25 protein-coding genes and 1 tRNA gene are annotated in these 23,954 nt (G+C 77.8%); 21 read left to right on the top strand and 5 right to left on the bottom strand.

Annotated elements, in window-relative coordinates:
• The first annotated feature begins 180 nt into the window (after positions 1–180).
• Positions 181–1,680: a diguanylate cyclase domain-containing protein gene (locus ACRYMY_RS11825; protein ID WP_432547448.1), complete on the top strand. Its 1,500-nt coding sequence runs from the start codon at positions 181–183 to the stop codon at positions 1,678–1,680.
• Between the two features lie 39 nt (positions 1,681–1,719).
• Here the strand turns inward: ACRYMY_RS11825 and ACRYMY_RS11820 are convergent, their stop codons facing one another.
• Entirely contained in the window at positions 1,720–2,373 is a 654-nt protein-coding gene (locus ACRYMY_RS11820; RefSeq protein ID WP_432547447.1) for a hypothetical protein, read from the bottom strand.
• Between the two features lie 189 nt (positions 2,374–2,562).
• Here ACRYMY_RS11820 and ACRYMY_RS11815 point away from each other — a divergent pair, with 189 nt between their 5' ends.
• The 5 genes from ACRYMY_RS11815 to ACRYMY_RS11795 all read left to right on the top strand — a co-directional run bounded on the left by ACRYMY_RS11815 (position 2,563) and on the right by ACRYMY_RS11795 (position 7,904).
• Complete coding sequence (locus ACRYMY_RS11815; RefSeq protein WP_432547446.1) at positions 2,563–4,071, top strand: PucR family transcriptional regulator; 1,509 nt, start codon at positions 2,563–2,565, stop codon at positions 4,069–4,071.
• Positions 4,072–4,125: 54 nt separating this feature from the next.
• Positions 4,126–5,139 carry an ACP S-malonyltransferase gene (locus ACRYMY_RS11810; protein ID WP_432547445.1) on the top strand — a complete coding sequence of 338 codons (1,014 nt, stop codon included), beginning with the start codon at positions 4,126–4,128 and terminating at the stop codon, positions 5,137–5,139.
• A complete protein-coding gene (locus tag ACRYMY_RS11805) occupies positions 5,136–6,176 on the top strand; it encodes a beta-ketoacyl-ACP synthase III (protein WP_432547444.1) in 1,041 nt (346 codons plus the stop codon). Before ACRYMY_RS11810 ends, ACRYMY_RS11805 begins: the two co-directional genes overlap by 4 nt.
• 146 nt (positions 6,177–6,322) lie before the next feature.
• Positions 6,323–6,568 carry an acyl carrier protein gene (locus ACRYMY_RS11800; RefSeq protein ID WP_369053942.1) on the top strand — a complete coding sequence of 82 codons (246 nt, stop codon included), beginning with the start codon at positions 6,323–6,325 and terminating at the stop codon, positions 6,566–6,568.
• An 85-nt stretch (positions 6,569–6,653) separates the two neighbouring features.
• Positions 6,654–7,904 carry a beta-ketoacyl-[acyl-carrier-protein] synthase family protein gene (locus ACRYMY_RS11795; protein WP_432547443.1) on the top strand — a complete coding sequence of 417 codons (1,251 nt, stop codon included), beginning with the start codon at positions 6,654–6,656 and terminating at the stop codon, positions 7,902–7,904.
• Between the two features lie 163 nt (positions 7,905–8,067).
• Here ACRYMY_RS11795 and ACRYMY_RS11790 read toward each other — a convergent pair whose 3' ends face one another.
• Positions 8,068–8,580 carry a DUF3145 domain-containing protein gene (locus tag ACRYMY_RS11790; protein ID WP_369053939.1) on the bottom strand — a complete coding sequence of 171 codons (513 nt, stop codon included), beginning with the start codon at positions 8,578–8,580 and terminating at the stop codon, positions 8,068–8,070.
• Between the two features lie 269 nt (positions 8,581–8,849).
• Here ACRYMY_RS11790 and ACRYMY_RS11785 point away from each other — a divergent pair, with 269 nt between their 5' ends.
• The 11 genes from ACRYMY_RS11785 (at position 8,850) to ACRYMY_RS11735 (ending at position 17,668) form a co-directional block, all read left to right on the top strand.
• Complete coding sequence (locus ACRYMY_RS11785) at positions 8,850–9,275, top strand: hypothetical protein (protein ID WP_432547442.1); 426 nt, start codon at positions 8,850–8,852, stop codon at positions 9,273–9,275.
• A 67-nt stretch (positions 9,276–9,342) separates the two neighbouring features.
• Positions 9,343–9,987: a hypothetical protein gene (locus tag ACRYMY_RS11780; protein ID WP_432547441.1), complete on the top strand. Its 645-nt coding sequence runs from the start codon at positions 9,343–9,345 to the stop codon at positions 9,985–9,987.
• A gap of 217 nt (positions 9,988–10,204) precedes the next feature.
• Positions 10,205–11,044 (top strand): aldo/keto reductase, encoded by an 840-nt coding sequence (locus tag ACRYMY_RS11775; protein WP_432547440.1) that lies wholly within the window; start codon positions 10,205–10,207, stop codon positions 11,042–11,044.
• A 151-nt stretch (positions 11,045–11,195) separates the two neighbouring features.
• Complete coding sequence (gene ilvA, locus ACRYMY_RS11770; RefSeq protein WP_432547439.1) at positions 11,196–12,506, top strand: threonine ammonia-lyase IlvA; 1,311 nt, start codon at positions 11,196–11,198, stop codon at positions 12,504–12,506.
• 184 nt (positions 12,507–12,690) lie between these two features.
• Positions 12,691–13,752, top strand: a complete 1,062-nt coding sequence (locus tag ACRYMY_RS11765; RefSeq protein ID WP_432547453.1) for a FecCD family ABC transporter permease — start codon at positions 12,691–12,693, stop codon at positions 13,750–13,752.
• Between the two features lie 26 nt (positions 13,753–13,778).
• Complete coding sequence (locus tag ACRYMY_RS11760) at positions 13,779–14,777, top strand: ABC transporter substrate-binding protein (RefSeq protein WP_432547438.1); 999 nt, start codon at positions 13,779–13,781, stop codon at positions 14,775–14,777.
• On the top strand, positions 14,774–15,640 hold the full coding sequence (locus ACRYMY_RS11755; protein ID WP_432547437.1) for an ABC transporter ATP-binding protein: 867 nt from the start codon (positions 14,774–14,776) through the stop codon (positions 15,638–15,640). The genes ACRYMY_RS11760 and ACRYMY_RS11755 overlap by 4 nt, the downstream gene beginning before the upstream one ends.
• A complete protein-coding gene (locus ACRYMY_RS11750) occupies positions 15,633–16,385 on the top strand; it encodes a class I SAM-dependent methyltransferase (RefSeq protein WP_432547436.1) in 753 nt (250 codons plus the stop codon). Before ACRYMY_RS11755 ends, ACRYMY_RS11750 begins: the two co-directional genes overlap by 8 nt.
• A 30-nt stretch (positions 16,386–16,415) precedes the next feature.
• Positions 16,416–16,652 (top strand): hypothetical protein, encoded by a 237-nt coding sequence (locus tag ACRYMY_RS11745; protein ID WP_432547435.1) that lies wholly within the window; start codon positions 16,416–16,418, stop codon positions 16,650–16,652.
• Positions 16,653–16,763: 111 nt separating this feature from the next.
• Positions 16,764–17,255, top strand: coding sequence for a hypothetical protein (locus tag ACRYMY_RS11740; RefSeq protein ID WP_432547434.1), 492 nt, complete (start codon positions 16,764–16,766; stop codon positions 17,253–17,255).
• A 56-nt stretch (positions 17,256–17,311) separates the two neighbouring features.
• Positions 17,312–17,668 carry a hypothetical protein gene (locus ACRYMY_RS11735; RefSeq protein ID WP_432547433.1) on the top strand — a complete coding sequence of 119 codons (357 nt, stop codon included), beginning with the start codon at positions 17,312–17,314 and terminating at the stop codon, positions 17,666–17,668.
• 34 nt (positions 17,669–17,702) lie between these two features.
• On the opposite strand, the gene ACRYMY_RS11730 is transcribed toward ACRYMY_RS11735, so the two are convergent.
• Positions 17,703–17,776: transfer RNA gene (locus ACRYMY_RS11730), tRNA-Ile, on the bottom strand.
• A gap of 63 nt (positions 17,777–17,839) precedes the next feature.
• A complete protein-coding gene (locus ACRYMY_RS11725; protein ID WP_432547432.1) occupies positions 17,840–18,856 on the bottom strand; it encodes an ion channel in 1,017 nt (338 codons plus the stop codon).
• 178 nt (positions 18,857–19,034) lie between these two features.
• On the opposite strand from ACRYMY_RS11725, the gene ACRYMY_RS11720 reads away from it, so the two are divergent.
• The 3 genes from ACRYMY_RS11720 to ACRYMY_RS11710 all read left to right on the top strand — a co-directional run bounded on the left by ACRYMY_RS11720 (position 19,035) and on the right by ACRYMY_RS11710 (position 22,177).
• The gene (locus tag ACRYMY_RS11720; protein WP_432547431.1) at positions 19,035–20,276 is read left to right on the top strand and encodes a cation:proton antiporter domain-containing protein; all 1,242 of its coding nucleotides are present in this window, start codon (positions 19,035–19,037) and stop codon (positions 20,274–20,276) included.
• Between the two features lie 115 nt (positions 20,277–20,391).
• The gene (locus tag ACRYMY_RS11715) at positions 20,392–21,900 is read left to right on the top strand and encodes a cell wall-binding repeat-containing protein (RefSeq protein WP_432547430.1); all 1,509 of its coding nucleotides are present in this window, start codon (positions 20,392–20,394) and stop codon (positions 21,898–21,900) included.
• A gap of 100 nt (positions 21,901–22,000) precedes the next feature.
• On the top strand, positions 22,001–22,177 hold the full coding sequence (locus ACRYMY_RS11710) for a hypothetical protein (RefSeq protein ID WP_432547429.1): 177 nt from the start codon (positions 22,001–22,003) through the stop codon (positions 22,175–22,177).
• A 103-nt stretch (positions 22,178–22,280) separates the two neighbouring features.
• Here ACRYMY_RS11710 and ACRYMY_RS11705 read toward each other — a convergent pair whose 3' ends face one another.
• Positions 22,281–23,018 carry an alpha/beta fold hydrolase gene (locus ACRYMY_RS11705; protein WP_432547428.1) on the bottom strand — a complete coding sequence of 246 codons (738 nt, stop codon included), beginning with the start codon at positions 23,016–23,018 and terminating at the stop codon, positions 22,281–22,283.
• Between the two features lie 269 nt (positions 23,019–23,287).
• Between ACRYMY_RS11705 and ACRYMY_RS11700 the strand changes: the two genes are divergently transcribed.
• Entirely contained in the window at positions 23,288–23,953 is a 666-nt protein-coding gene (locus ACRYMY_RS11700) for a GntR family transcriptional regulator (protein ID WP_432547427.1), read from the top strand.
• Position 23,954: the final 1 nt, after the last annotated feature.

Genomic DNA, 23,954 nt, shown 5'->3' with positions numbered 1-23,954 from the left:
GCGGCGCGCCCCCCCCCCCCCCCCCCCGTCCGGGGTCCCCCGTCCGGGCGATGGAGCCGGGCCGCCGCGACGACGACACCTCCAGCGGGGACGTCGTCCGGCGAGGGCCGGACCCCCCGAGGACCGCCGGACCGCTCGAGCGCACGGGCCCGGTACCGGGCGGTCGGTCGAGGTGGTCCTGTGCTGGTCCCCGTCGTGCGCTCGTCGGTGAGCGCGCTCTCGCGCGTCTCGCGCCGTCCCACCGAGCTGGTGGAGCGGACGCGCTGGCTGTTCTGCCTGCTGGCCGCGGCCTCCACGGTCCTCGTGGTGCCCGCCGTCGTCGGCGGCGCCCACCCGGTCACCGCCACGGTGGTGCTCGGAGCGCTGGGCGGTCTGATCGCCGGGTGGGTGCGCCGCTACCGCCGGCGCCGCACCGGGCTGCTCGACGACCTGCTCGAGGTGGGCCTGCTCACGCTCGCCACGGCCTCCGCCGCCGTGCCCGCGATGGTCCTCGGCGCCCTCTTCCCCGCCCTGTGGGGACGCTCGGTCTACGGCAGCGCCGGCGAGGTCGCCCGCCACGCGGTGCTGCTCGTGGTCGGCGTGGCCGCCGCCGTGCCGCTGTGGAGCCTGTTCCCCGGGCACGACGGCGGCGCCGAGGGCGCCGCCGTCGTCGGCGCGCTGCCCATCGTGCTGCTCACCGCCGCCGGCGCGCGGCACCTGGCCGCGGGGCTCTTCGCGCGCGGGCAGGCGCAGCGGCGCGACGCCGTGGTCAACGACCTGGGCCGCGCGCTGCTGGGCGTCACCGACCGCCGGGAGGTGGTGCACCGGGTCCTGGCGGCGGCCGACGAGCTGTGCCGGGTGACGCCCGGGCTGTGGACGGTGCGGGTGACGGCGACCCCGGCCGGGGTGGTCCACGAGGAGAGCACCGGTGTCCTGCGCACCGGCCTGCCGCCCGTGCTGCCCGGGGTGGTGCTGCCCCTGGCCGAGCACGCGCCGGGGGCGGAGGCCCCGCCCGTCGCGGTCGACCCCGGCCCCGCCCTGGTCGCGGCCACGGACCCCCGTGCCCGGTGGCAGGCGCTGCCGCTGCAGGAGACGGCCACGGGCTGGCTGCTCATCGGGGCCGCCGGGCGCCCGGCCGAGGAGGGGGTGAGCGGCGTGCGCGCCGTCGTGCACCTGACGGTGCTGGCCCTGCAGGCCGCCGACCGGCACACCGCGCTCGCCGAGCAGGCGCGCACGGACTCCCTGACCGGCCTGGCCAACCGCGCCGCCTTCACCGAGGAGCTGGAGCGCTGCGAGCGCGACGGCGTCGCGGTCGGCGTCGTCTTCGTCGACCTCGACCGCTTCAAGGAGGTCAACGACACCCACGGGCACGCCGCGGGTGACGAGCTGCTGCGGGCGGTGGGACGGCGCCTGACCTCGGTGCTGCGGCCCGGGGACGTCGTCGCCCGCCTGGGCGGTGACGAGTTCGCCGTCGTCCTGCGGGCGCCGGAGCCGGGCGTCACGGAAGCGCTGGCGCGGCGGGTGTCCGAGGCCGTCGCGGCCCCCCTCGTCGTGGCAGGCGCGGTCCTGGTCCCGGCGGCGAGCACCGGGGTGGCCCACGGCGACGCCGGCGAGGCCGCGGAGGCCGTCGTGCACCGCGCGGACGCGGCGATGTACCGGACGAAGGGGGCCCGGCGGGCGCGCGCCTCCGCACCGGCGTGACACCGGCCCGGCACCGCCCGCGGGGCGGCGCCGGCACCGTCAGCGGCGGTCGCGGTCGGCGCGGCCGATGGCCTCCTCGAGCTCGCCGCTCAGCTGCGCCGCGCGCCCCTGGTCGGGGTGGTCGCCCAGGGCCTTGAGGTGCCGGCGGGCCTCGGCGAGGCGGCCGGCGTCGATGGCGGCGGCCACCAGGTGCCGGCCCGCCTCGAGGTCGTGCTCGCGCGGGCGCCAGTGGCCGACGCCCAGGCTGAGGGCCTCGTCGTTCATCCCGGCCTCGCGCAGCACCTGCAGCGCCTGCGCCAGCGCGGTGCCGGAGGTGTCGCGCTCGGCGGCGATGCCCAGGCGCCGCAGGGCCGCCTCGCGGTCGTCGGCCAGCGACAGGCGCCCCAGGACGAGGAGCGGGCGCCAGGCGCGCGGGCTCTGCGCGAGCTCCTCGGCCAGCGCCCAGACGGCGTTGTCGGCGGCCGTGCGGGCGTCCTCGGGGCTGGCGTCGCCCTCGTGGGCCTCGGAGGCGCGGGTGCGGACCGTCTCGACGAGGGTGTCGAAGGCCTCGCGGTCGTTGGGGTCCTCGTGCAGGCGTTCGCGCAGGACGGACTCGCGCACGGGCGCCGCGGCGGGGGCGGCGCGGCGGCGGGAGCGCCGGGGCGGTCGGTCGGGCGCGGACCCGCGCCGGCGCCAGCGGTCGAGCAGTCCCATGCCTGTCCTCTCGTCCCCTCTCGGCACGGTGCCCCGTCGGCTCCGCGCGGTCCTCGCGAGGACCTGCCCGCGTGGGGACGCCGCACCGGCACCCTAGCCCAGGGGGTCCGCGCCGGCCCGTCCCCGCGACGGGGAGGGCGGGGCACGGCGGGGGCGCCCGGCCGCCCGGCCGCTGCGTAGTGTCGGGGCGTGCCCGCCGACGAGCCCGACGCCGAGCCGACCGGGGAGCCCGTCGGGGAGCCCGTCGACGGGCCCGCCGCGGAGCCGGCCCGGCCCGCCGCGCGGTCCGAGCCGTCGCCGGCGACCGTGCGTCGCCTGGAGGCGGCGGCCGGGCACTTCGCCTCCTCCATCGCCGCGGCCATGGAGGAGCGCCTGCCCTGGTACGGCGCCCTGCCGGCCGACGAGCGCTCCTGGGTGGGGCTCGTCGCCCAGGCCGGGTTCACCGACTTCATCCGCTGGCTCAGCGACCCCGACCCGGACCTGCTGGCGGGCACCGCCGTGTTCGGCACGGCGCCGCGGGAGCTGACCCGCACCGTGACGCTGCAGCAGACGGTGGAGCTGGTCCGCACGGCGATCACCGTCGTCGAGGAGGGCGTGGACGACGTGCTGCGCGCCAGCGCCGACCCGGCGCTCCCCGCCGGTGCCGCGGGGGCGGTGGACGCCGCGGAGCTGGTGGCGGTGCGCCAGGCGCTGCTGCGCTACTCGCGCGAGGTCGCCTTCGCCGCCGCCGCCGTCTACGCGCGGGCCGCGGAGTCGCGGGGGGCGTGGGACGCGCGGCTGGAGGCCCTCGTGGTGGACGCCGTGCTGCGCGGGGACGGCGAGGACGTCATCGCCTCCCGCGCGGCCGCGCTGGGCTGGACGCTGGACGCCGCCACGGCCGTCGTCATCGGCGCCTCGGGCGACGTGGCGGCCGCCGGGGTCGTCCCGCGGGTGCGGCGGGTGGCGCGCGCGGCGGGCGGCGAGGCGCTGGTGGGCGTGCAGGGCGAGCGGCTGGTGGTCGTCCTGTCCGGGGTGCCGGACGCGCTGGCGACGGCGGCGCGGCTGGCGGAGTCGGAGTTCGGCGCGGGCCCGGTGGTGGTCGGCCCCACGGTGGCCTCGCTGCCGGTGGCGGCCCGCTCGGCGCGCGCCGCGCTGGCGGGCGCCGTCGCGGCGCGCGGCTGGCCGGAGGCGCCGCGGCCGGTGCTGGCCGACGACCTGCTGCCCGAGCGCGCGCTGTCGGGGGACGCGACGGCGCGCCGGGCGCTGGTGGACCGGGCCTACCGCCCGCTGGCGGCGGCGGGCGGTGCGCTGCTGGAGACCCTGACGGCCTACCTGGCCTCCGGCGGGTCGCTGGAGGCGTGCGCGCGGGAGCTCTTCGTGCACGCCAACACGGTGCGCTACCGGCTGCGGCGCGTCGGGGAGGTGTGCGGGTGGACGCCGACCGTCCCGCGCGAGCGGTGGGTCCTGCAGACGGCGGTGGCGCTGGGCCGGCTGGCGGAGCCGCTCGCGGCCGCTCCCCCCGCCCCGGCCCCGGCCTCCGCGCGGGCCCCCTCGCCGGCCCCCTCGCGGACCCCGCCGGCGGAGGAGCGGCGGGCACCCGCGACCACCGCGCCGGCCCGCCCGGCGGTGACTCGGGGCGCACGCTCGCTCACCAGGCGTGGGAGCAGACCCGCCGCCGACGGTCCGTCTTTGGAGGGTTCCCACAAACCGGGGCGGTGAAGTCGGTGAGCGTCGTGACCGCCCCGGGCCCGCCGTCCGGGGGAGGCTCCTCCTGTGCTCGTCTTCGTCTTCCCCGGCCAGGGGTCGCAGGCCCCCGGCTTCCTCGCGCCGTGGCTGGAGCTGCCCGGTGCCGCCGACCGGCTGCGCTGGGCCTCCGCCGTCGTCGGCAGCGACCTCGTGGCGCACGGGACGGTCTCCGACGCCGACACCCTGCGCGACACCGCGGTCGCCCAGCCCCTCATCGTGGCCGGCGGGCTGCTGGCCCTGCGGGAGCTGTTCGCCTCCCCCGCCGAGCTGGCCGCCGCGGCCGGCGCGGTGGCGGGCCACTCGGTCGGCGAGCTGACGGCCGCGGCGGCCGCCGGGGCCCTGAGCCCCGAGCAGGCCCTCGTCCTGGTGCGCGAGCGCGGGCGGGCGATGGCCGCCGCGGCCGCGCAGCGACCCACGGGCATGTCCGCCGTCCTGGGCGGCGACCCCGAGGAGGTCGCGGCGGTCCTGGCCCGGCACGGGCTGACGGCGGCCAACGCCAACGGCGGCGGGCAGGTCGTGGCGGCGGGGACGCTGGAGGCGCTGGAGGCGCTGCGCGCCGAGCCGCCCGCGAAGGCCCGCGTGGTGCCGCTGCAGGTCGCCGGCGCCTTCCACACCGAGCACATGGCCCCGGCCGTGGGGACGCTGGAGGCGCTGGCGGCGGGGCTGGAGCCGGGCACGGCCGCCGTGCCGGTGGCCGCCAACGCCGACGGCGCGCTGGTCACCGACGGGCGCGAACTGCTGCGCCGGCTGGTGGCGCAGGTCAGCCGGCCCGTGCGCTGGGACCTGTGCACGGAGGCGTTCGCGCGCCTCGGCGTCACCGCGCTCGTCGAGCTGGCCCCCGCGGGCACCCTGGTCAACCTGGCCAAGCGGCAGCTGAAGGGCGTGGAGACCCTCGCGCTGCGCACGCCGGAGGACCTCGACCGGGCCCGTACGCTCATCGCCGACCACGGCGGCGCCACCGCGACCGCCCCGACGCAGCTGACGGCGGCGCAGCAGACGCAGCAGACGCAGCAGCAGACACCGCAGGAGGTGGGCCCGTGACGGTCCGGATCACGACCGCCCCGACGCGCGAGGCGCGGATCCTGGGCTTCGGCGCCCACCGCCCGCCGCGCGTCATCGACAACGCCGAGGTGTGCACCTGGATCGACTCCTCCGACGAGTGGATCCAGCAGCGCACCGGCATCCGCACCCGCCGCTGGGCCGCGGAGGACGTCTCCGTCGTCGACATGAGCGAGGACGCCTCGGCCAAGGCGCTGGCCGCGGCCGGGCTGACCGGCTCCGACGTCGACGCGGTCGTGCTCGCGACCGTCTCGCACCCGTACCAGACGCCCGCGGCGGCCGCCGTGCTCGCCGACCGCCTCGGCGCGACCCCGGCCGCGGCGTTCGACGTGTCCGCCGGGTGCGCGGGCTTCTGCCACGGCGTGGCGCTGGCCAGCGACCTGGTGCGCGGCGGCACCGCCGAGCACGTGCTCGTCGTCGGTGTCGACAAGCTGTCCGACTTCACCGACAAGCACGACCGCTCCACGGCGTTCCTGTTCGCCGACGGCGCCGGCGCGGCGGTCGTCGGCCCGTCCGCCGAGCCGGGCATCGGCCCGACGGTGTGGGGCTCCGACGGCGGTCAGGCCGACGCCATCCGCTCCAAGCACTCCTGGCTGGAGCTGCGCCAGCCGGCCGCCGTGGACCCGGTGGCCGCCGAGGCCGCCGCGCAGGACCCGGCCCGCTGGCCGTACCTGGAGCAGCAGGGCCAGTCGGTCTTCCGCTGGGCCGTGTGGCAGATGGCGCCGGTGGCCCAGCAGGCGATGGACGCCGCGGGCGTCACCGCCGACCAGCTGGACGTCTTCGTGCCCCACCAGGCCAACGCGCGCATCATCGACGCGATGGTCAAGCAGCTGAAGCTGCCGGAGTCGGTGCACGTGGCCCGCGACATCGTCGACATGGGCAACACGTCGGCGGCCTCGGTGCCGCTGGCCGTGGAGCGGGCCGTGGCCGACGGGCACGCCCCCTCGGGCGGGCTGGCGCTGTTCATCGGCTACGGCGCGGGTCTGTCGTACGCCGCGCAGGTGGTGCGCCTGCCGTGAGGACCGGCCGCGCCCCCGGCGGGGGCGCGGCGCGCGGACCGGCCCGCCCCACCGGGGACGGGCCGCAGACCTGGGGCCGCGGGCCCCGCGCCCAGGACGAGGAGGGCGCCGGAGGTGCCGGCGCCCGGACGACGAAGGAGCGACGCATGGCCAGTGAGCAGGAGATCCTCAGCGGTCTCGCCGAGATCGTGAACGAGGAGACGGGCCTGCCCACCGACAGCGTGCAGGCCGACAAGTCCTTCACCGACGACCTGGACATCGACTCGCTGTCGATGATGACGATCGTCGTGAACTGCGAGGAGAAGTTCGGCGTCCGCATCCCCGACGAGGACGTGAAGAACCTGCGCACCGTCGGCGACGCCGTCGCCTACATCTCCCAGGCCCAGGGCTGAGCCCGCCGCCGGCCGGCCCTCGCGGGCCGGCCGGCACCCCCACCGCGACCGGCACCCGCCACCGCTTCGAAGGAGTTGACCGACCATGACCACGACCGCTCGCCGCGTCGTCGTCACCGGACTGGGAGCGACGACACCGCTGGGTGGCGACGTCGCCTCGACGTGGGAGGCCGTGCTGGCCGGGCGCTCGGGCGCCCGCCCCCTGCAGGCCTCCTGGACCTCCGAGTTCGACCTGCCGATCACCTTCGGCGCGCAGGCCGCCGTCCCGGCCGAGGACGTCCTGGAGCGCCGCGAGGTCAAGCGCCTGGACCCCTCCCAGCAGTTCGCCGTCATCGCCGCCCGCGAGGCGTGGGCCGACGCGGGCACCCCCGAGGTCGACCCGCTGCGGCTGGCCTCGGTGGTCGCCACCGGCATCGGGGGCATCTGGACGCTGCTGACGGCCTACGACACGCTCAAGGAGAAGGGCGCGCGCCGCGTCCTGCCGCTGACGGTGCCGATGCTCATGGGCAACGGGCCCACGTCGGCGATCAGCCTGGAGTTCACCGCCCGCGCGGGCGCGCACACGCCCGTCAGCGCCTGCGCCTCGGGCGCGGAGGCGCTGGCCTACGGCGCGGACATGATCCGCTCCGGGCGCGCGGACATGGTCATCGCCGGCGGCACCGAGGCGGCGATCCACCCGCTGCCCATCGCCTCCTTCGCGGCCATGCACGCCCTGTCGCGGCGCAACGAGGACCCGGCCCGCGCCTCGCGGCCCTTCGACACCCAGCGCGACGGGTTCGTCCTCGGCGAGGGCGCGGGCATCGTGGTGCTGGAGTCCGAGGAGCACGCCCGCGCGCGCGGCGCGCGGGTCCACGCCGAGCTGCTGGGCGCGGGCCTGTCGGCCGACGCCCACCACGTGGCGGCGCCGGAGCCGGCGGGCGCGGGCGTCAGCCGGGCCGTCAAGGACGCCCTGGCGGCGGCGGACCTGGCCCCGGGGGACCTGGCGCACGTCAACGCGCACGCCACCTCCACCCCGGCCGGGGACGTGGCCGAGGACCGCGGTCTGCGGCTGGCCCTGGGGCCGGCGGCGGACGGGATCGCGGTCTCGGCGACCAAGTCGATGACCGGGCACCTGCTGGGCGCGGCCGGCGCCGTGGAGAGCATCCTGACGATCCTCGCGCTGCGCGAGCGGCTGGCCCCGCCGACGATCAACGTGGACGACCTCGACCCCGAGGTGACGCTGGACGTCGTGCGCAAGGACCCGCGGCCGCTGGCGGGCGAGGGTCCGCTCATCGGGCTGAACAACGCGTTCGGCTTCGGCGGGCACAACGTCAGCCTGGTGCTGCGCTCGGTCTGAGCCGTCCGGCGGTCCGCGACGGAGGCCCGCGCCCCTTCCCCGGGGCGCGGGCCTCCGCGCGTCCGGGCCCGCGGTCCGCGACCGCGTCGGCCCGGTGGTGGCGGCCCCCCGCACGGGGCCGCCGGGCTCGGCCGACCTGCCGGCCGACGTGTCGGCCGGCCTCTCAGCCGACCTGGTGCAGCCAGCGCACGGGGGTGTCGTCCCCGGCGTGGCGGAAGGCCTCCAGCTCCCGGTCCCAGGCCTCGCCGACGGCCAGCTCCAGGGCACGGCGCGCGGCGGCCGGGTCGGCGTGCGGGCCGGAGAGCAGGTCGAGGGCGGCGTGGACGCGGTCCTCGGGGACCTGCACGTTGCCGTGGACGTCGGTGACGGCGTGGAAGATGCCGAGGGACGGGGTGTGGCTCCAGCGGCCGCCGTCGCAGCCCTGGCTGGGCTCCTCGGTGACCTCGAAGCGCAGGTGGGACCACCCGCGCAGCGCAGAGGCGAGCCGGGCGCCGGTGCCCTGGGGCGCCTGCCAGCTCAGCTCGGCGCGCAGGCAGCCCGCGGCGACCGGCTGGAGCGTCCAGTCCAGGGACGCGCGCACGCCGAGGACCCCGCCCGCTGCCCACTCGATGTGGGGCACCAGCGCGCGCGGTGCGGAGTGCACGAAGAGCACGCCGCGGGTGGTCGCACCGGACATGCCGTTCTCCTCTGCGTCGGTGGGGGACGTCTTCCCCTACGGCCCCACGGCGACAGGTCGACCAGCTGTGTCCATCAGTGACGTGCCAACTACACGGCGTACTCCTCGTACGGGGACATCATGCCCCAGACGTCGCTCACCGTCCACGACCGTGCACGAGATCTCCACGCCGGGACGGTCCGAGACGGTGCGCGCGCCGGGCTCAAGGTCGCGGCCGTCGCTGCCGAGGACCCACCGAGACCGCCGGCACGACGAGAGGACGACCCGCTGTGGACGACCAGCACCCCACCGCCCCCGCGGCCCGCGCCGCCGGTGAGGTCTCGGAGGTCATCCGGCCGGCCGCCATCGTGCCCGAGGAGGCGGCCCGCTCCGTGCTGGTCGAGCTGGCGCTGCGGGACGTGACCAACGGCGGGGTGTGGCAGGCCGGCCCGTCGCTGTGGACGCGCTGGGACCGCCCCTGGAACGGACCCGACAACGCCGCCGGCGCCGAGCTCATCGGCCGCGTCCACGTCGCCTACGGCACCCCCACCAAGTACGAGATCACCATCTACCGCGTGACGGTGACGCTGTTCGGCAGCCAGCTCGGCTGGAGCGTGGAGTCGCTGTGCGACGAGGCGCTCGGGCACGGCGGGCTGCGCCTGGCCGACCTGCCGCGCGCCACGCTCGCCGTCCCGCCGCCGCCCTTCCGCGGCTGACGCGCCCGCCCACCCGCGCCCGCCCCGCCCGTCCGCCGGGGCCCGCGGGCGGTGGCACCATCGAGCGGTGCCCGAGGAACCCGCCGCCAGGCGCCACCACCGGCCCGCCATGCCCGGTGACGACGCGCTCGTCGCCCTCGCCGGGGGCGTGGACCCCTCGGCGCTGCAGGAGGCCGCGCACGCCGCGGCCAGCGCCCTCGTGCACGGCGCCCGCTCGGCGCAGGACGCCGAGGTGACCCGCCGCGTCGTCACGCTCGCCCAGGACGAGGGCCTGGAGGTCATCGCCGACCTGTGGGCCGACGCGCCCGCCGACTCCCTGGCCGGCGCCCTGTGGCGCCTGTACGCGCTGCGCACGTGGGTCCAGCGCGCGCCCGTCGCCGTCTCGCGCCAGTACGCCGAGGGCCGCCGCTTCGCGCCGGTCCTGGAGGTCGTCGCGGGCGTGGCCGACCCGCCCGGGCCGGAGGAGGTCGTCGCCGTCGTCGACGCGGTCCTGACCGGTGTCTCGCGCGGCGACTTCGCCGTGACGCTGGAGCGCGCGGCCGCCTTCTGCCGCCTGGTGGCCGTCGGCCGCGCCCACCACGCCGACGACCCCCGCTTCGGCGGGGCCCCCGGGCCCGCCGGGGAGCTGACCCGCTCCGCCGGCCGCCTCGTGCGCACCGCCGAGCAGCTGGAGACCGCCGCCCAGCGCTGGCGCGCCGGCGAGCTGGGCTGAGTCCCCCGCGCAGACCCCCGCGGGGCTGACGCGGGCGCCGGACGGGGTTACGGTGGGTGCGGGCGCCGGGCCGCGGCAGCCCCGGGTTCCATTGACAGCCGCTACGAGCGGCCGTGCGCCGTGAGGCGCTCCCGGTCCGGCGCTCACCAGCTCCCCGCCGCCCCCGCCCGCCGAGCCCGACCTGCGGGTCCACGGGCCGCTGGCTAGCCTCGCGGGCATGAGCGCAGCTGTTCCCCAGATCCTCCTGAACAACGGGGTGAGCGTCCCCCAGCTCGGCTTCGGCGTCTGGCAGGTCGGCGACGACGAGGTGGTCCCCGCCGTCGAGACCGCCCTCGAGACCGGCTACCGGCACATCGACACGGCCGCCATCTACGGCAACGAGCGCGGCGTGGGCCGCGCCCTGGCCGCGTCGGGCCTGCCCCGCGACGAGCTGTTCGTCACCACCAAGCTGTGGAACGCCGAGCAGGGCTACGACACGACCCTGCGCGCCTTCGACGCCAGCCTCGAGAAGCTGGGCCTCGACCACGTCGACCTGTACCTCATCCACTGGCCGCTGCCGGTCAAGGACGCCTACGTCGACACCTGGAAGGCGTTCGAGAAGATCTACGCCGACGGTCGCGCCCGCGCGATCGGCGTGTCGAACTTCGAGCCGCACCACCTGAACCGCCTGCTGGCCGAGACGACGGTCGTGCCGGCCGTCAACCAGATCGAGCTGCACCCCTTCCTGCAGCAGCGCGAGCTGCGCGAGGAGAACGCCAAGCACCAGATCGTCACCGAGGCGTACAGCCCGCTGTCCTCGGGCAAGGGCGTCATCGACGACCCGACGGTCCGCGCCATCGCCGACCGCCTGGGCCGCACCCCCGCGCAGGTCGTGCTGCGCTGGCACATCGAGATCGGCAACCTCGTCATCCCCAAGTCGGTGACGCCCGAGCGCATCCGTGAGAACTTCGCGCTCTTCGACTTCGAGCTGGCCGAGGCCGACCTGGACCAGATCGCCGGGCTGGAGCGCGACGGCCGCGTCGGCAGCCACCCGGACCAGATGACCATCGGCGCCTGAGCGGGCGCACCACCGGACGGCCGGGTCCGGGCGGGGTCTCTCCGCCCGGGCCCGGCCGTCGGCCGTCCCGGGCCCCGCGCGGGTCGACGAGCGCGGGCCGCGGCGCGCACCCGTGCACGCCCGGGGCCGGTGGCGCGCGACACTGGCCCCCATGACGGTCCACGCCCCCACCGGCGCCCCCACCGGCGCGCCCCCCGCCGCGCTGCCCGAGGACGGCGCGCGGGCGGTCGAGGAGGCCGCGCGGCGCCTGGCCGGCGTCGTCGCCACCACCCCGCTGGAGCCGAGCGCGCGGCTGTCGGCCGCCACCGGCGCGCGGGTGCGGCTCAAGCGCGAGGACCTGCAGGTCGTGCGCTCGTACAAGGTGCGCGGCGCCTACAACCTCATCGCCCAGCTCGGCGAGCGCGAGCGCGCGCGCGGCGTGGTGTGCGCGAGCGCCGGCAACCACGGGCAGGGCGTGGCCTACGCGTGCGCGGCCCTCGGCGTGCCGGGGCGGGTGTACCTGCCGCGCACGACGCCGCGGCAGAAGCGCGACCGCATCGCGGCCCTGGGCGGCGAGCACGTGGAGACCCTCGTCGTGGGCGACACCTACGACGACTCCGCGGCCGCGGCGGCGGCGTGGGCGGAGGGCACGGGCGCCACGCTCGTGCCCGCCTTCGACCACCCGCGGACGATGGCCGGGCAGGGCACGGTGGCGCTGGAGGTCGTCGAGCAGCTGGCCGCGCTGGGCGAGGACCCGCCGGACGTCCTCGTCGTGCCCGTCGGCGGCGGCGGCCTGATCGCGGGGATGCTGACGTGGCTGACCCGCCGGCACCCGGGGGTGCGGGTGGTGGGCGCCGAGCCGCTGGGGGCGCCGTCGATGGCCGCGGCCGTGCGCGCGGGCGGCCCGGTGCTGCTGGACAGCGTCGACACGTTCGTGGACGGGGCGTCGGTGCGCCGCGTGGGCGCAGCCACCCACCCGGTGGTCGCGGCGGCGGGCGCGGAGCTGGTCACCGTCCCCGAGGGCGCGGTGTGCGTGGAGATGCTCGCGATGTACCAGACCGACGGGATCATCGCCGAGCCGGCGGGCGCGCTGGCCACGGCCGCGCTGCTGCAGGGGCTGGGCGTGCGGGAGGGCCAGAGCGTCGTCTGCGTGGTCTCCGGCGGCAACAACGACGTCAGCCGGTACGCGGAGATCGTCGAGCGGGCCCTGGTGCACGAGGGCCGCAAGCACTACTTCCTCGTGGAGTTCCCGCAGGAGCCGGGCGCGCTGCGCCGGTTCCTGGACGAGGTGCTCGGGCCGGACGACGACATCACGCACTTCGAGTACGTCAAGCGCAACAACCGCGAGTTCGGGCCGGCGCTGGTGGGCATCGAGGTGCCCTCCCCCGACGACCTGCCGGGCCTGCTGCAGCGCATGGAGGCCGCGCCCCCGACGTTCGAGCGGATCACGGGCGACGAGCCGCTGTACCGCTACCTGCTCTGACCCCGTCCGTCGCGGACCCGCCGCGGTTGACCCTCCTCGCCGGCTTGTTGCAAGCTCCTCGCAACAAGCCGGCCGGGGGCACGTCCCCGACCCGCAGGTCGAGGGGGGCGCCGTGCCGCGGTCCGGGACGCCGTCCCCGGTGGTCGCCGGCGACCCGGCCGGGCCCGACGGGCACCTCGGGTCCGTGGACCCGCGCGACCCGCTGGGCGTCGCCGCGCGCGAGCGCCGCCGCCTGCTGCTGACCGCCGGCCTCGCGCTGGCGTGCCTGGCGTCCGCCGCGCTCGCCCTGGCCGTCGGTGCCGTCGCCGTCGCCCCCGGCACGCTGCTGCGGCTGCTCGCCGCGGCCGCCGGGCTGGGCCTGGAGCCGACGTGGACGCCCGTGGAGGAGACCGTCGTGCTGGCGGTCCGCCTGCCGCGCGTGCTGCTGGGCCTGGCCGTCGGCGCGGGCCTGGCCGTGTGCGGGGTGGTCCTGCAGGCCGTCGTGCGCAACGTCCTGGCCGACCCGTACCTGCTGGGCGTGAACTCCGGCGCCTCCACCGGCGCGGCCGCCGCTCTGCTGCTCGGCGCCGGCGCCGGGCTGGGCGAGCACGCGCTGACCGGCAGCGCCTTCGCGGGGGCGCTCGCGGCCGGGGCGCTCGTGCTGGCCGTGGCCCGCTCTGCCGGGCAGGTGACGCCGGTGCGGGTGCTGCTGGCCGGTGTCGCCGTCGGCTACGCGCTGACCGCCACGACGAGCTTCCTCGTCTTCGCCTCCGGCTCGGCCGAGGGCGCGCGCTCGGTGATGTTCTGGCTGCTGGGCTCGCTGGGCCTGGCGCGCTGGGGCGCGCCGCTGGCGGTGGTCGTCGCCGTCGTCGCGCTGACGCTCGCGCTGCTGCTGCTGTGGGCGCCGCAGCTGGACGCCCTGGCGCTGGGCGACGAGACGGCCCGCACGCTGGGCACCTCCCCCGCCGCCCTGCGCACCCGGCTGCTCGTCCTGGTGGCCGCCTGCGTCGGGGTGCTCGTCGCCGCCTCCGGCAGCATCGGGTTCGTCGGCCTCGTCGTCCCGCACCTGGCGCGGCGCCTGGTGGGCGCCGCGCACCGCTGGGTGGTGCCGGTCAGCGCGCTGCTGGGCGCGGGGTTCCTCGTCCTGGCCGACCTCGTGGCCCGCACGCTGCTCGCGCCGCAGGAGCTGCCCATCGGCATCGTCACCGCCCTGGTGGGCGCCCCGTTCCTGCTCGTCCTCGTCCGCGGCCTGCACGCCGCGCGGTGAGCCGCCCCCACCCGCCCGGAGGACCCGTGCCGACCCGACCGACCAGCGCCGCCGCCACCACGGCGGTCCTCGCGCTCCTCCTCGCCGGGTGCGGGGCGCCCTCCGCCGGGGGCGCGGGCTCCGCCGACGTGCCCGACGGGTTCCCGCTGACGGTCGTCAACTGCGGCGCCGAGGTGACGATCGAGGCGCCGCCGCAGCGGGTCGTGCTGCTCAAGAGCGCCCCCGTGCCGGCCCTGCACGCCCTGGGCGCGCTGGACCGCGTCGTCGCCCGCGCCGGGCTGTACCCGGCGGAGTACTACGACGCGGCGACGCTGGCCGAGCTGGACGCCGTGCCGCTGCTGACCGACGAGACCGACACGGACGGCCACCTGCAGATCTCCCGGGAGGTGGTGCTGGCGCAGCGGCCGGACCTCGTCCTGGGCCAGGTCGACTCCGTGGACCGGGCGGGGCTGGCCGCGGCCGGGATCCCGCTGCTGGAGGAACCGGCGCTGTGCCCGGCGGGCGGGCCGCAGGAGCCGTCGTTCGAGGACGTCCACTCCCAGCTGGCCCTGTACGGGCGGGTCTTCGACCGCGAGGAGCGCGCGGAGGAGTTCGCCGGCGAGCTGCGCGAGCGCGTGGCGGCCGTCGAACGGCGCGTCGCGGAGTCCGGGCAGCCGCGGCGCACCGCCGCCGTGCTCTACCCGACGGTCGGCGGCGGCGTCACCTACGCCTACGGGCGGGCCAGCGCCGCCACCCCGCAGCTGGACGCGGCCGGGTTCGACAACGTCTTCGCCGACGTCGGCGAGCGCGTGTTCGAGGTGAGCGGCGAGGAGCTGCTGGCGCGCGACCCGGACGTCCTCGTCCTCCTGCACAGCGACGGCGACCCCGCCGCCGTCGAGGCCGCGGTGACGTCCCTGCCGGGCGCGACGGCGCTGAGCGCCGTGCGCGAGGACCGCGTGCTGACCCAGCTGTTCAACTTCACCGAACCGCCCACCGCGCTGACCGTCACCGGCCTGGAGCGGATCGTCGGGGAGTTCGGGCCGTGATCCGCGCCGAGGGCGTGGGTTTCGCGTACTCCGGCACCGCCGTCCTCGACGGCGTCGACGTCACCGTCGCCGACGGGCGGGTGCTGGGTCTGGTCGGCCCCAACGGCAGCGGCAAGACGACCCTGCTGCGCGCCCTGCACGGCGCGCTGGTGCCGTCCCGGGGCCGTGTGCTCCTCGACGGGGCGGACGTGACCCGGTTGCGCGCCCGGGACGTCGCCCGGCGGGTGGCCGTGGTCGTGCAGGAGCACGGCGGGGACCTGCCGCTGCTGGTCTCCGACGTCGTCCTCATGGGCCGCGCCCCGCACCGCTCGGCGTTCTCGCGCACCAGCGCCGCCGACCACCGCACCGCCGCGGACGCGCTGGCCCGCGTCGGGGCCCTGCACCTGGCCGGCCGGCGGCTGTCCGGGCTGTCCGGTGGGGAGAAGCAGCGCGTCCTCGTCGCACGCGCCCTCGTCCAGGAGGCGGCGCACCTGCTGCTGGACGAGCCCACCAACCACCTCGACGTGCGCTACCAGCACGAGGTGCTCGACCTCGTGCGCTCCCTCGTGCACGGGTCCCGCGACGCCGGCGGTGCTGGCGACCAGGGCGGCGCGCGCTCGGCGGTCGTCGTGCTGCACGACCTGAACCTGGCGCTGCGCTACTGCGACGACGTCGCCGTCCTGCACCGCGGGCGCCTCGTGGCCGCCGGCGCCCCCGCGGACGTCCTCGTCCCCGCGGTCCTCGCACCGGTCTACGAGGTGTCGGTGCGCCGGGTGGACCTCGACGTCGCCCGCGGCGAGGGCGTCCCCGACGGGCCGCTGCTCGCCTTCCGGCCCCGCGCCGGCGCCCGCACCCCGCCCGTCCCCGAGGAGATCCGTGCTTGAACCGCTGACGACCACCGTCGACGCTCCCGACCCGGGTCTGCAGGAGCGGCTGGACGCCTACTGGACGTGGCGGGCCGACGCCTACGACGCCGGGCAGCGCCGCGCCGAGCGGCTGGCCGAGGACGAGGCGGTGTGGACGCGGGTGTGGGCGGGCGCGCTGCCGGCGGCGCCGGCGGACGTGCTGGACGTCGGCACGGGCAGCGGCCGCGTCGCGCTGCTGCTGGCCGGGCTGGGCCACCGCGTCACGGGCACCGACCTGTCCGCGGGGATGCTCGCGCGGGCCCGCGCCCACGCCGCGCTCCTGCCGGCGGGCCGCGCGCCGCGCTTCCTGCGCGACGACGCCGTCGCCCCGGGGTTCGCGCCCGGCGGCTTCGACGCCGTCGTCAACCGGTACGTCGTGTGGACGCTGCGCGACCCCGCGGCCGCGCTGGCGGCGTGGCGGCGGCTGCTGCGCCCCGGCGGCGTCCTCGCGCTCGTCGACGCGCCGTGGTTCCCCCGCGGTCTGCACGACGGCGACGGGGCGGGCGAGGAGTTCCGGACCGCCTACGACGAGCGGGCCCGCCGCGCGCTGCCGCTGGCGGAGGCGCCCTCCATCGCCGCGACCGTCGAGGCGGTGCGGGCCGCCGGGTTCGCCGACGTGGCCGCCGAACCCCTGCACGAGGTGCTCGCGCTGGACCTGCGGCACGGCGCCGCACCGGGCCACGAACCCCGCCTGCAGCACCTGGTGACGGCCCGGGCCCGCTGACGCGGCGGCTTTCGGGCAGGCTGACCCCCCATGAGCGACGTCGACGTGGTCCGCCGGACCCGCGCCCTGCTGGAGACCCTGCCCGAGCGCGAGCGCTCGGCCGCGGTGAACCGGCTGCCGGACGACTGGCCCGAGGGCGTGTGGCGCGCCTTCCGCGAGGCGGGCCTGTGCGAGACCGTCGACATCACCCCGCCCGGCGGCGAACCGCGCACCCGCCAGCGCCTGCACCCCGCGGCCCTGGCGGCGCTGGCGGAACTGCGCCGCTGACCGCCCGCCGCTGACGCCGCCGCCGGACGGGGTCGTCCACCGGCCGGTGGACGACCCGCGTCCACCGCACGCCGCTGCCGACGCGCGGTGCGGCGGCGCACGCTGGAGCCCGTGCACACGACGCTGATCACCGTCCACGCCGCGGCGGCCGTCGTCTCGCTGCTGACGGCGGTGCTCCTGCTGCTGCCGCGGCCGCTGCCGGGACGGGCGGCCCGGGCGCTGGCGCTCGCGCTCGCGGTGAGCACGGCGGTGATGACCGCGACCCTGGCGGCCGCCGTGGCCGTGGGGTGGGCGGGCCGCCCGGCAGCCGCGAACGGCGTCTTCGCCGGACTGACCGTCCTGGCCGCCGCCGCCACCGCCTGCGCGGTCGCGGCCGTGCCCGTGGCGCCGCGCCGGGACGCCGCGCAGGTGGAGCGGCTGTCCGCGCGCGGCGGGTTCGTCCTCATCACCCAGTGCGCGGGCCTGGCGGCCGTCGCGGTGCTCGACGTCGCCCCCGGGTGGGCGGTGGCGGCCGTGTCGGTGGCGGTCGTGCTGGTCGCCCGGGAGGTCGTGCAGCGCCTGCGGCGGGCCGCGCTGGCGCACCCGGTGGGCGCCGCCCGGTGACGCGGGCGGTGGCGGCCGGCTCAAGGTCGCGGGCCGACGTGACGATCGACAGAGCCATGACCGTCCCGCACCCGCGCCCCGTCGAGCTCACCGTCACCACCCGGCTGACCGGTGCCGCCCCGACGACGATCCGCACCGACGCCGCCCCGGTCGCGGCGCTCCTGGACGTCCCCGCCGCGGCGGTCGTGGACCTGCTGCGCGCGCTGGACGGGCGCCGGCTCGGCGACGAGCTGCTCGGGCTGCTGACCGGCCTGCTGCCCGCCACCGAGGAGCCGGGCCGGCTGGCGCAGCACCGCGGGGGCAGCAAGGCGGACGACGTGATCGCCTCGTGGGAGGCGCTGCGCGAGTGGTACTCCGCGGCGATGGGCGCCGACCTGCCGTCGGCGCTGGGCGTGCGGGCCCTCGCGAGCTGAACCCTGGCGTACCCGCACCGCGGTCCGACGCCCGTGGGGCGGGTGGGGCTCGAACCCACGACCGAGGGATTATGAGTCCCCTGCTCTGACCGACTGAGCTACCGCCCCGCGCGGCCCGCCCCGCCCCGCCCGCACCGGGTGGCGACCTCGAGCGGCCGTGCCGCGGCGACCCTACCCGAGCGCTCCCCCGCCGACCGGTTCCCACGACCAGCCGTTGCTGTCCAGGTGCCGGCGCATGCTGGTGCGCCGCTGCTCGGCGGCCGCCACGCCGACGGCGTACTCAGCGGCGTCCGCGAGCGGGACGCCCGCGCGGGCCAGGGGTTCGGTGTCCGGGGCGGGCGGCGCGGGCAGGTCCCCGCCGACGCGGGCCGAGGACGTGGTGTCCAGGTAGCGCTCCACGGTGCGCCGCAGCGGTTCCACGACGCCGGGTTCGAGGCGCGCGTCCTGGTGGACGGCGTGCTGCAGCAGCAGGAGGGCGTCGTCCAGGCGGGCGAGGGCGACCACCGCGGACGAGGACGGTTCGCTGCCGCGGAAGTAGTGCAGCACCGGGTACGCCAGGTGCGTCTCCGCGCTGCTGGCCACCAGGTCGGTGAGCGCGATGAGCTGCTGCACGAACGCCGAGCTGAACCCCTGCCCGGTCCAGCCGCCGCGCACGACCGCCGCGGGGTCCTCGCCCAGGGCGGTGATGCGGACGGCGAGCGCCTGGCTGGCGACGACCGCGGAGACCACGGACAGCAGGTAGGTGATGGACAGGGTGATGACGAACAGGCCGGTGAAGCTGGCCAGCGTCGACAGCAGCCGCCCGGTCGAACCGGCCGCGACGACGTCCCCCACGCCGAGGGTGAACAGCGAGAAGCCGGCGTAGTAGACGACGTCGGCGAACGGCACGGACTCCCGCGTCGTGGAGTCCACGACGCGGTCGGAACCGAACAGCACGAGGGTCCAGCCCACCCACAGCCCGACGACCCAGCCGAGCACCGTCAGCACGAGCATGACCGAGCCGGCGGCGGCCAGCAGCCGGGAGGAGGTGTCGTGCCGGTGCAGGCGCAGCAGCCCGCGCCACAGCAGCCCCAGGCCGTGCCGGGTCAGCGGCCCGGCCTGGCCGACGTGCAGCGTGGTGGCCAGGGCGTCCGCGCACACGACGAGCACGACGAGCGCGCCGAGGACGTCGAAGAGGGTGCCGAGCACGGGGGTGGCCTCCTGGCCGTCGGGTCCGGTGGTCCCCGCGTGCCTACCGGGGCCGGGCCGGGTGCGCCAGCGGGCCCGTCGCCGACTGGCGCCACGCCCGCGTGCTCGTAGCCTGGCCCGTTGCAGGTGTGCAAGCGTCGCGCGCCTCCCCCGGTCCGCACCGTCCCCCGGAGGTCCCGTGACGACCGACGACCTCGCCACCGGCGTGCTCGTCCTGGCGGGCACCCTGCTGTGCCTCGTGCTCGTCAGCCGCGTCACCAGGCGCGTGTCCCTGTCGCCGGTCCTGCTGGCCCTCGTCGTCGGCGCCGTCCTCGGCCCGCAGGTCACCGGGGTCGTCGACCTCACCGCCGGCGTCCCCCGCCACGCCCTGCTGGAGCTGGTCACCCTCGTGGCGCTCGGGCTGCTGACCTCCTCCATCGGGCTGCGCGCCCGCCCGGAGGACCTGCGCGGCAGCGCCCGGCGCCTGGTGGTGCTGCTGCTGGTGGTGATGCCGGCCATGTGGCTGGTCACGGCGCTGGGCGCCGGGCTGCTGCTCGGCGTCCCCGTGGCCGTCGCCCTCCTGCTCGGCGCGGTGCTCACCCCGACCGACCCGGGCGTCGCCTCCACGGTCACGAGCGGCGTCCTGGCCCGCACGTCGCTGCCGCGCCGGCTGCGGATGTCGCTGCAGCTGGAGTCGGGCGCCAACGACGGCCTCGCCGTGCCCTTCGTCGTCCTGTCGGGCCTGCTCCTGGCGCACCCCGTCGGCGAGTCGGTGCACCGCTGGGCGGTGGAGGCCGGCCGCGAGGTCGGCGTGGCGCTCGTCGTGGGTCCGGCGCTGGGCCTGCTCGCCGCGCAGCTGCTGCGGTTCGCCGAGCGGGAGAGCGCCGTCGCCGAGACGTACCTGCCGCTGACGGGCCCGGCGACGGCCCTGACGGCCCTGGCGGCGGCGCACCTGCTGGGCGGCAGCGGTGTCCTGGCCGCCTTCCTCGCCGGGCTGGCGCTGTCGCTGGCGCTGCCCCAGGAGGACCTGCGCGAGCCGGTGACGTCGTTCCACGAGTCGCTGTCGCGCGTGGCGCTCGTCGCGGTGTTCCTCGTCCTGGGGTCCGTGCTGCCGCTGGGCGCCTGGGCGGCGCTGGGCCCGGGCGCGTTCGCGTTCGCGGCGTGGGTGGTGCTGCTGCGGCGCCTGCCCGCCACCCTGCCGGCGCTGCGGCTGGCGGGGACCGGGACCTCGCAGGCCCTCTTCCTCGGCTGGTTCGGGCCGCTGGGCGTGGCGGGCGTCTACTACCTGGCGCACGTGCAGCGGTGGTCCCCGCCCGACGGCGAGCACCTGTTCGCCGTCGGGTCGCTGGCGATCGTCGCCTCGGTCGCCGCGGCGGGGCTGACGAGCGCGCCGGGGGTGGCGCTCTACCGCCGGCGCGAGGGTTCGCCCGCCGACGCGTGAGGGACCGGGCCGGGGTGACGGCTGCTCCGGCCGGGGGTCGCCCGCGCGGTCGATCTCCTCCCGCGCTCCGCCCGCCGATGCCTGGTTCGCACCGACGGACCACCAGGAGGACGACGTGGCGGAGAACCGCACCGGACGAGGGCCGCGCCGCGCGGCCGTGGCGATGGCGCTGTGCCTGAGCGCCCTGACCCTGCCCGCGCACGCGGACGTGCGCGGGGACGTGCGCGCCGACGACGCCGCGGACGTGCTGGAGGTGGAGGTGCGCCCGGCGATCGCCACGCCCAGCGGAGTGGTGACGGTCGCGGCCGAGTACGAGCCGGAGGACGGCGACGGCGGGAGCGGCGAGGACGACGGCGAGGACAGCGACGACGACGGGTCCGACGACGGGTCCGACGACGGGTCCGACGACGGGTCCGACGACGGGTCCGACGACGGGTCCGACGACGGGTCCGACGACGGGGACGGCACCGTCCTGGGCCGGGGTCCGGCCGCCGCGACGGGTGTGGAGCTGGTCGTCGACTTCGGCGACGGCTCGGCGCCGCAGCCCCTGCGGACCGTCGGGTCGCCGCACGAGGTGAAGGGCTTCGGCAAGCACGCCTACGCGAGCGCGGGGACGTACACCGTCACGGTCACCGCCACGCCGGAGGCCGGGACCCCGGTGAGCGTGCCCGTCGAGGTGCAGGTCGGCGGCGGCAGCGCCCGCCTCAGCGGCGCGGACCGCTTCGAGACCGCGAACCGGCTGGCGCGGGAGGACTTCCCCGTCGACGGCGAGGCCGACGCGGTGCTGCTGGCCCGCTCGGACGGCTTCGCGGACGCGCTGGCCGCCGCCCCCGCGGCGCTGGCGCGGCGGGCCCCGGTCCTGCTCACCGCCACGGCCGAGCTGCCCGCGAGCGTGCGCGCCGAGATCGTCCGCACCCTGGGCAGCAGCGGGACGGTCCACGTCCTGGGCGGGGAGAGCGCCATCGCGCCCTCGGTCGTCGAGGACCTGCGCGCCGCCGGGTACGAGGTGGTGCGCACCGCCGGCGAGGACCGCGTCGGGACGGCCCTGCTGCTGGGGCAGGTGCTGCTGGACTCCGGCGCGCGCGTGGACGAGGTCGTCCTGACCGGCACGGCGGGCTTCGCCGACGCCCTGTCGGGGGCCGCCTTCGCCGCCGGCGCGGACGCCCCGGTGCTGCTGACCGCTCCGGGCAGGCTGGACCCGCGGGTGCTGGCGTTCCTGCAGCGGCTGGGCGACGACGTGCGCGTGCACGTCGCCGGTGGGCCGGGCTCGGTGGGCGAGGGCGTCCTGGCGGAGCTGCGCGGTCACGGGTTCGCGGTGGACCGCCTGTCCGGTCCCGACCGCTACGCCACCTCCGCCGACGTGGCCGCGACCCTGTTCCCAGCGGCGACGACGGTGGTGCTGGCCACCGGGGCGAACTTCCCCGACGCCCTGGCGGGCGCCCCCGCCGCCGGACGCCGGCAGGCCCCCGTGCTGCTGGTGGGTGCTGAGCTGTCGGACGAGGCGCGCGCGTACCTGCGGGCCGGGGCGGGCCGGATCCGGTCGGTCTACGTCCTGGGCGGTGAGCGCACCGTGCCGGCGTCCGTCCTGGCGGAGGTGCGGTCCCTCCTCGGCCTGGGCGCCTGAGCCCGGCAGTCCCACCCCCGGCCACGGCCGGGGGTGGGACTCCTGCGTCCGGGGGCCGTACGTCCTGGTGCAGGTCCTCCGCCGGTGCCACCCTGAGCGGATGACGACGGTGCTGGTGGTGGCGGTCCTCGCGCTCCTCGCGCTGGCCGCGTGGCGCCTGGACGTGCGGGCCCGGCTGCGACGCGGCGATGCCGGGACGGACGAGCGCGCGCGGGCTCGGCAGGAGATCGGGCGGCAGATCGACAACGGGAGAGCGGGCGGCCAGGGGTGGCTCTGACCCGGCCCCTCCCTGCGGTGGTCGTCGACGGGTGACGCGCTCGACGGTCCACGACCGCCGCCGGGTGTCCTGACCCGGCTCGCCGGACGGCGGCAGCCCGGCGTCAGTCGCCGGTCGCCCGGGCGGCCCGGTCGATGAGGTCGGCGACGACGTCCGGCCGGGAGACGGTGACCGCGTGCGAGGCGTCGACCTCGACGGCGTGCGACCCCGCGCGCTGGGCCATGAAGCGCATCGAGTCGGCGGGGATCGCGAGGTCCTGCAGGGTGATCAGGGTCCACGAGGGGGTGCCCCGCCACGCCGCCCGGGTGGCCGTGTCCGCCAGCGCGTCGGCGGTGACGGGCTGCTGCGTGACGGCCATCAGCGCGGCGACGTCCTCGGGGACGTCGGCGGCGAAGACCTCCCGGAACTGCTCCTGCCGGATGTAGAGGTCCGTGCCCCCGCCGGGCAGCGGCACGGCGTCCAGGGCCGCCCCGAGCTGGGCCCCGGGGAACTTGGCCGCGAGCTCGCCGGTGCTCTCGCCCACCTCGAGCAGGAAGCTGGCGACGAAGACGAGGGCCCGCACCCGCGGGTGGCCGTCGGCGGCCTCGCTCATCACGGTCCCGCCGTAGGAGTGGCCGGCGAGCACGACCGGGCCCTCCACGCTGTCCAGGACGCTGCGCAGGTGCTCGGCGTCGGCGCGGAGGCCGCGCAGCGGGTTGGCGGCTGCGACGACGCGGTAGCCGTCGCGCCGCAGCGGTGCGACGACGCCGTTCCAGCTCGAGGAGTCGGCGAAGGCGCCGTGGACGAGCACGACCGTGGGCTTGCGGGTGTCCGTGGCGGGTGTCGCGGTGCTGGTGGTCATGGGCTGGTTCCTCTCCGGTGACGGCCGCGCGAGCGCCCTCCGCGCCGCAGCGGGAGTGCTGCGGGGACCGGGGTGTGCAAGCGGCACGGTGAGGGGTGGAGCGGTCTCCAGCACGTGTCCCTTGCTTGCGGCATGCGATATATTGCACTTCGCCAGCACGGTCGTCAAGGGTCGTCGGACCTCTGGAAGGACCTCGCCCACCGCTGTTCGGCGGCGCGGCGCGAGGACGGTGTTTGACACCGCCCCGCCGGCGGTGTCCGATATATCGCATGCCAGTCCCCGACGACGCCCCCGCCCGCCAGCGCACCCTGCTGCGCGAGGACGCCTACCGCCGGCTGCGCGACGCGATCGTCGATGGGACCCTCGAACCCGGCGAGCGGCTGCGCGACGCGGAGCTGGAGCGCTGGCTCGGCGTCAGCCGCACCCCCATCCGCGAGGCCGTGGCCCGCCTGGAGCAGGCCGGGCTCGTGCACACCCGCCCCGGTCGCTCGACCGTCGTGGCCCCCCTGGACGCCCGCGCGGCCCGGCACGCGCAGTCGGTGGCCGCCGCCCTGCACGAGCTGGCGACCCGCGAGGCGACGCCGCACCTGGGCGAGGAGCACGCCGGGCAGCTGGAGCGGGCGAACACCGCGTTCGCGGACGCCCTGCGCGCCGGGGACGCGGACGCCGCGATCGCCGCCGACGACGCCTTCCACGGCGTGTTCCTCGACGTGTGCGACAACCCGCTGCTGCGCTCGGCGCTGGAGCAGGCCACTCCCCTGCTGCGCCGCCTGGAGCGCACCCGGTTCTCGACGCTGTCCGGGCGCGCGTCCGTCGCCCAGCACGAGCGCATCGCCGCGGCCGCGCTCGCCGGGGACGCCGAGACCGCCGGGCGGCTGGCCCGCGAGAACTGGCTGACCCTCGACCCCCTGGTCCCGGCCGAACCGGCCGGCTGAA

This window comes from Kineococcus haloalkalitolerans (genome assembly GCF_050871905.1).
Classification (GTDB): domain Bacteria; phylum Actinomycetota; class Actinomycetes; order Actinomycetales; family Kineococcaceae; genus Kineococcus.
This window is presented reverse-complemented; position numbering and strand designations above follow the sequence as displayed.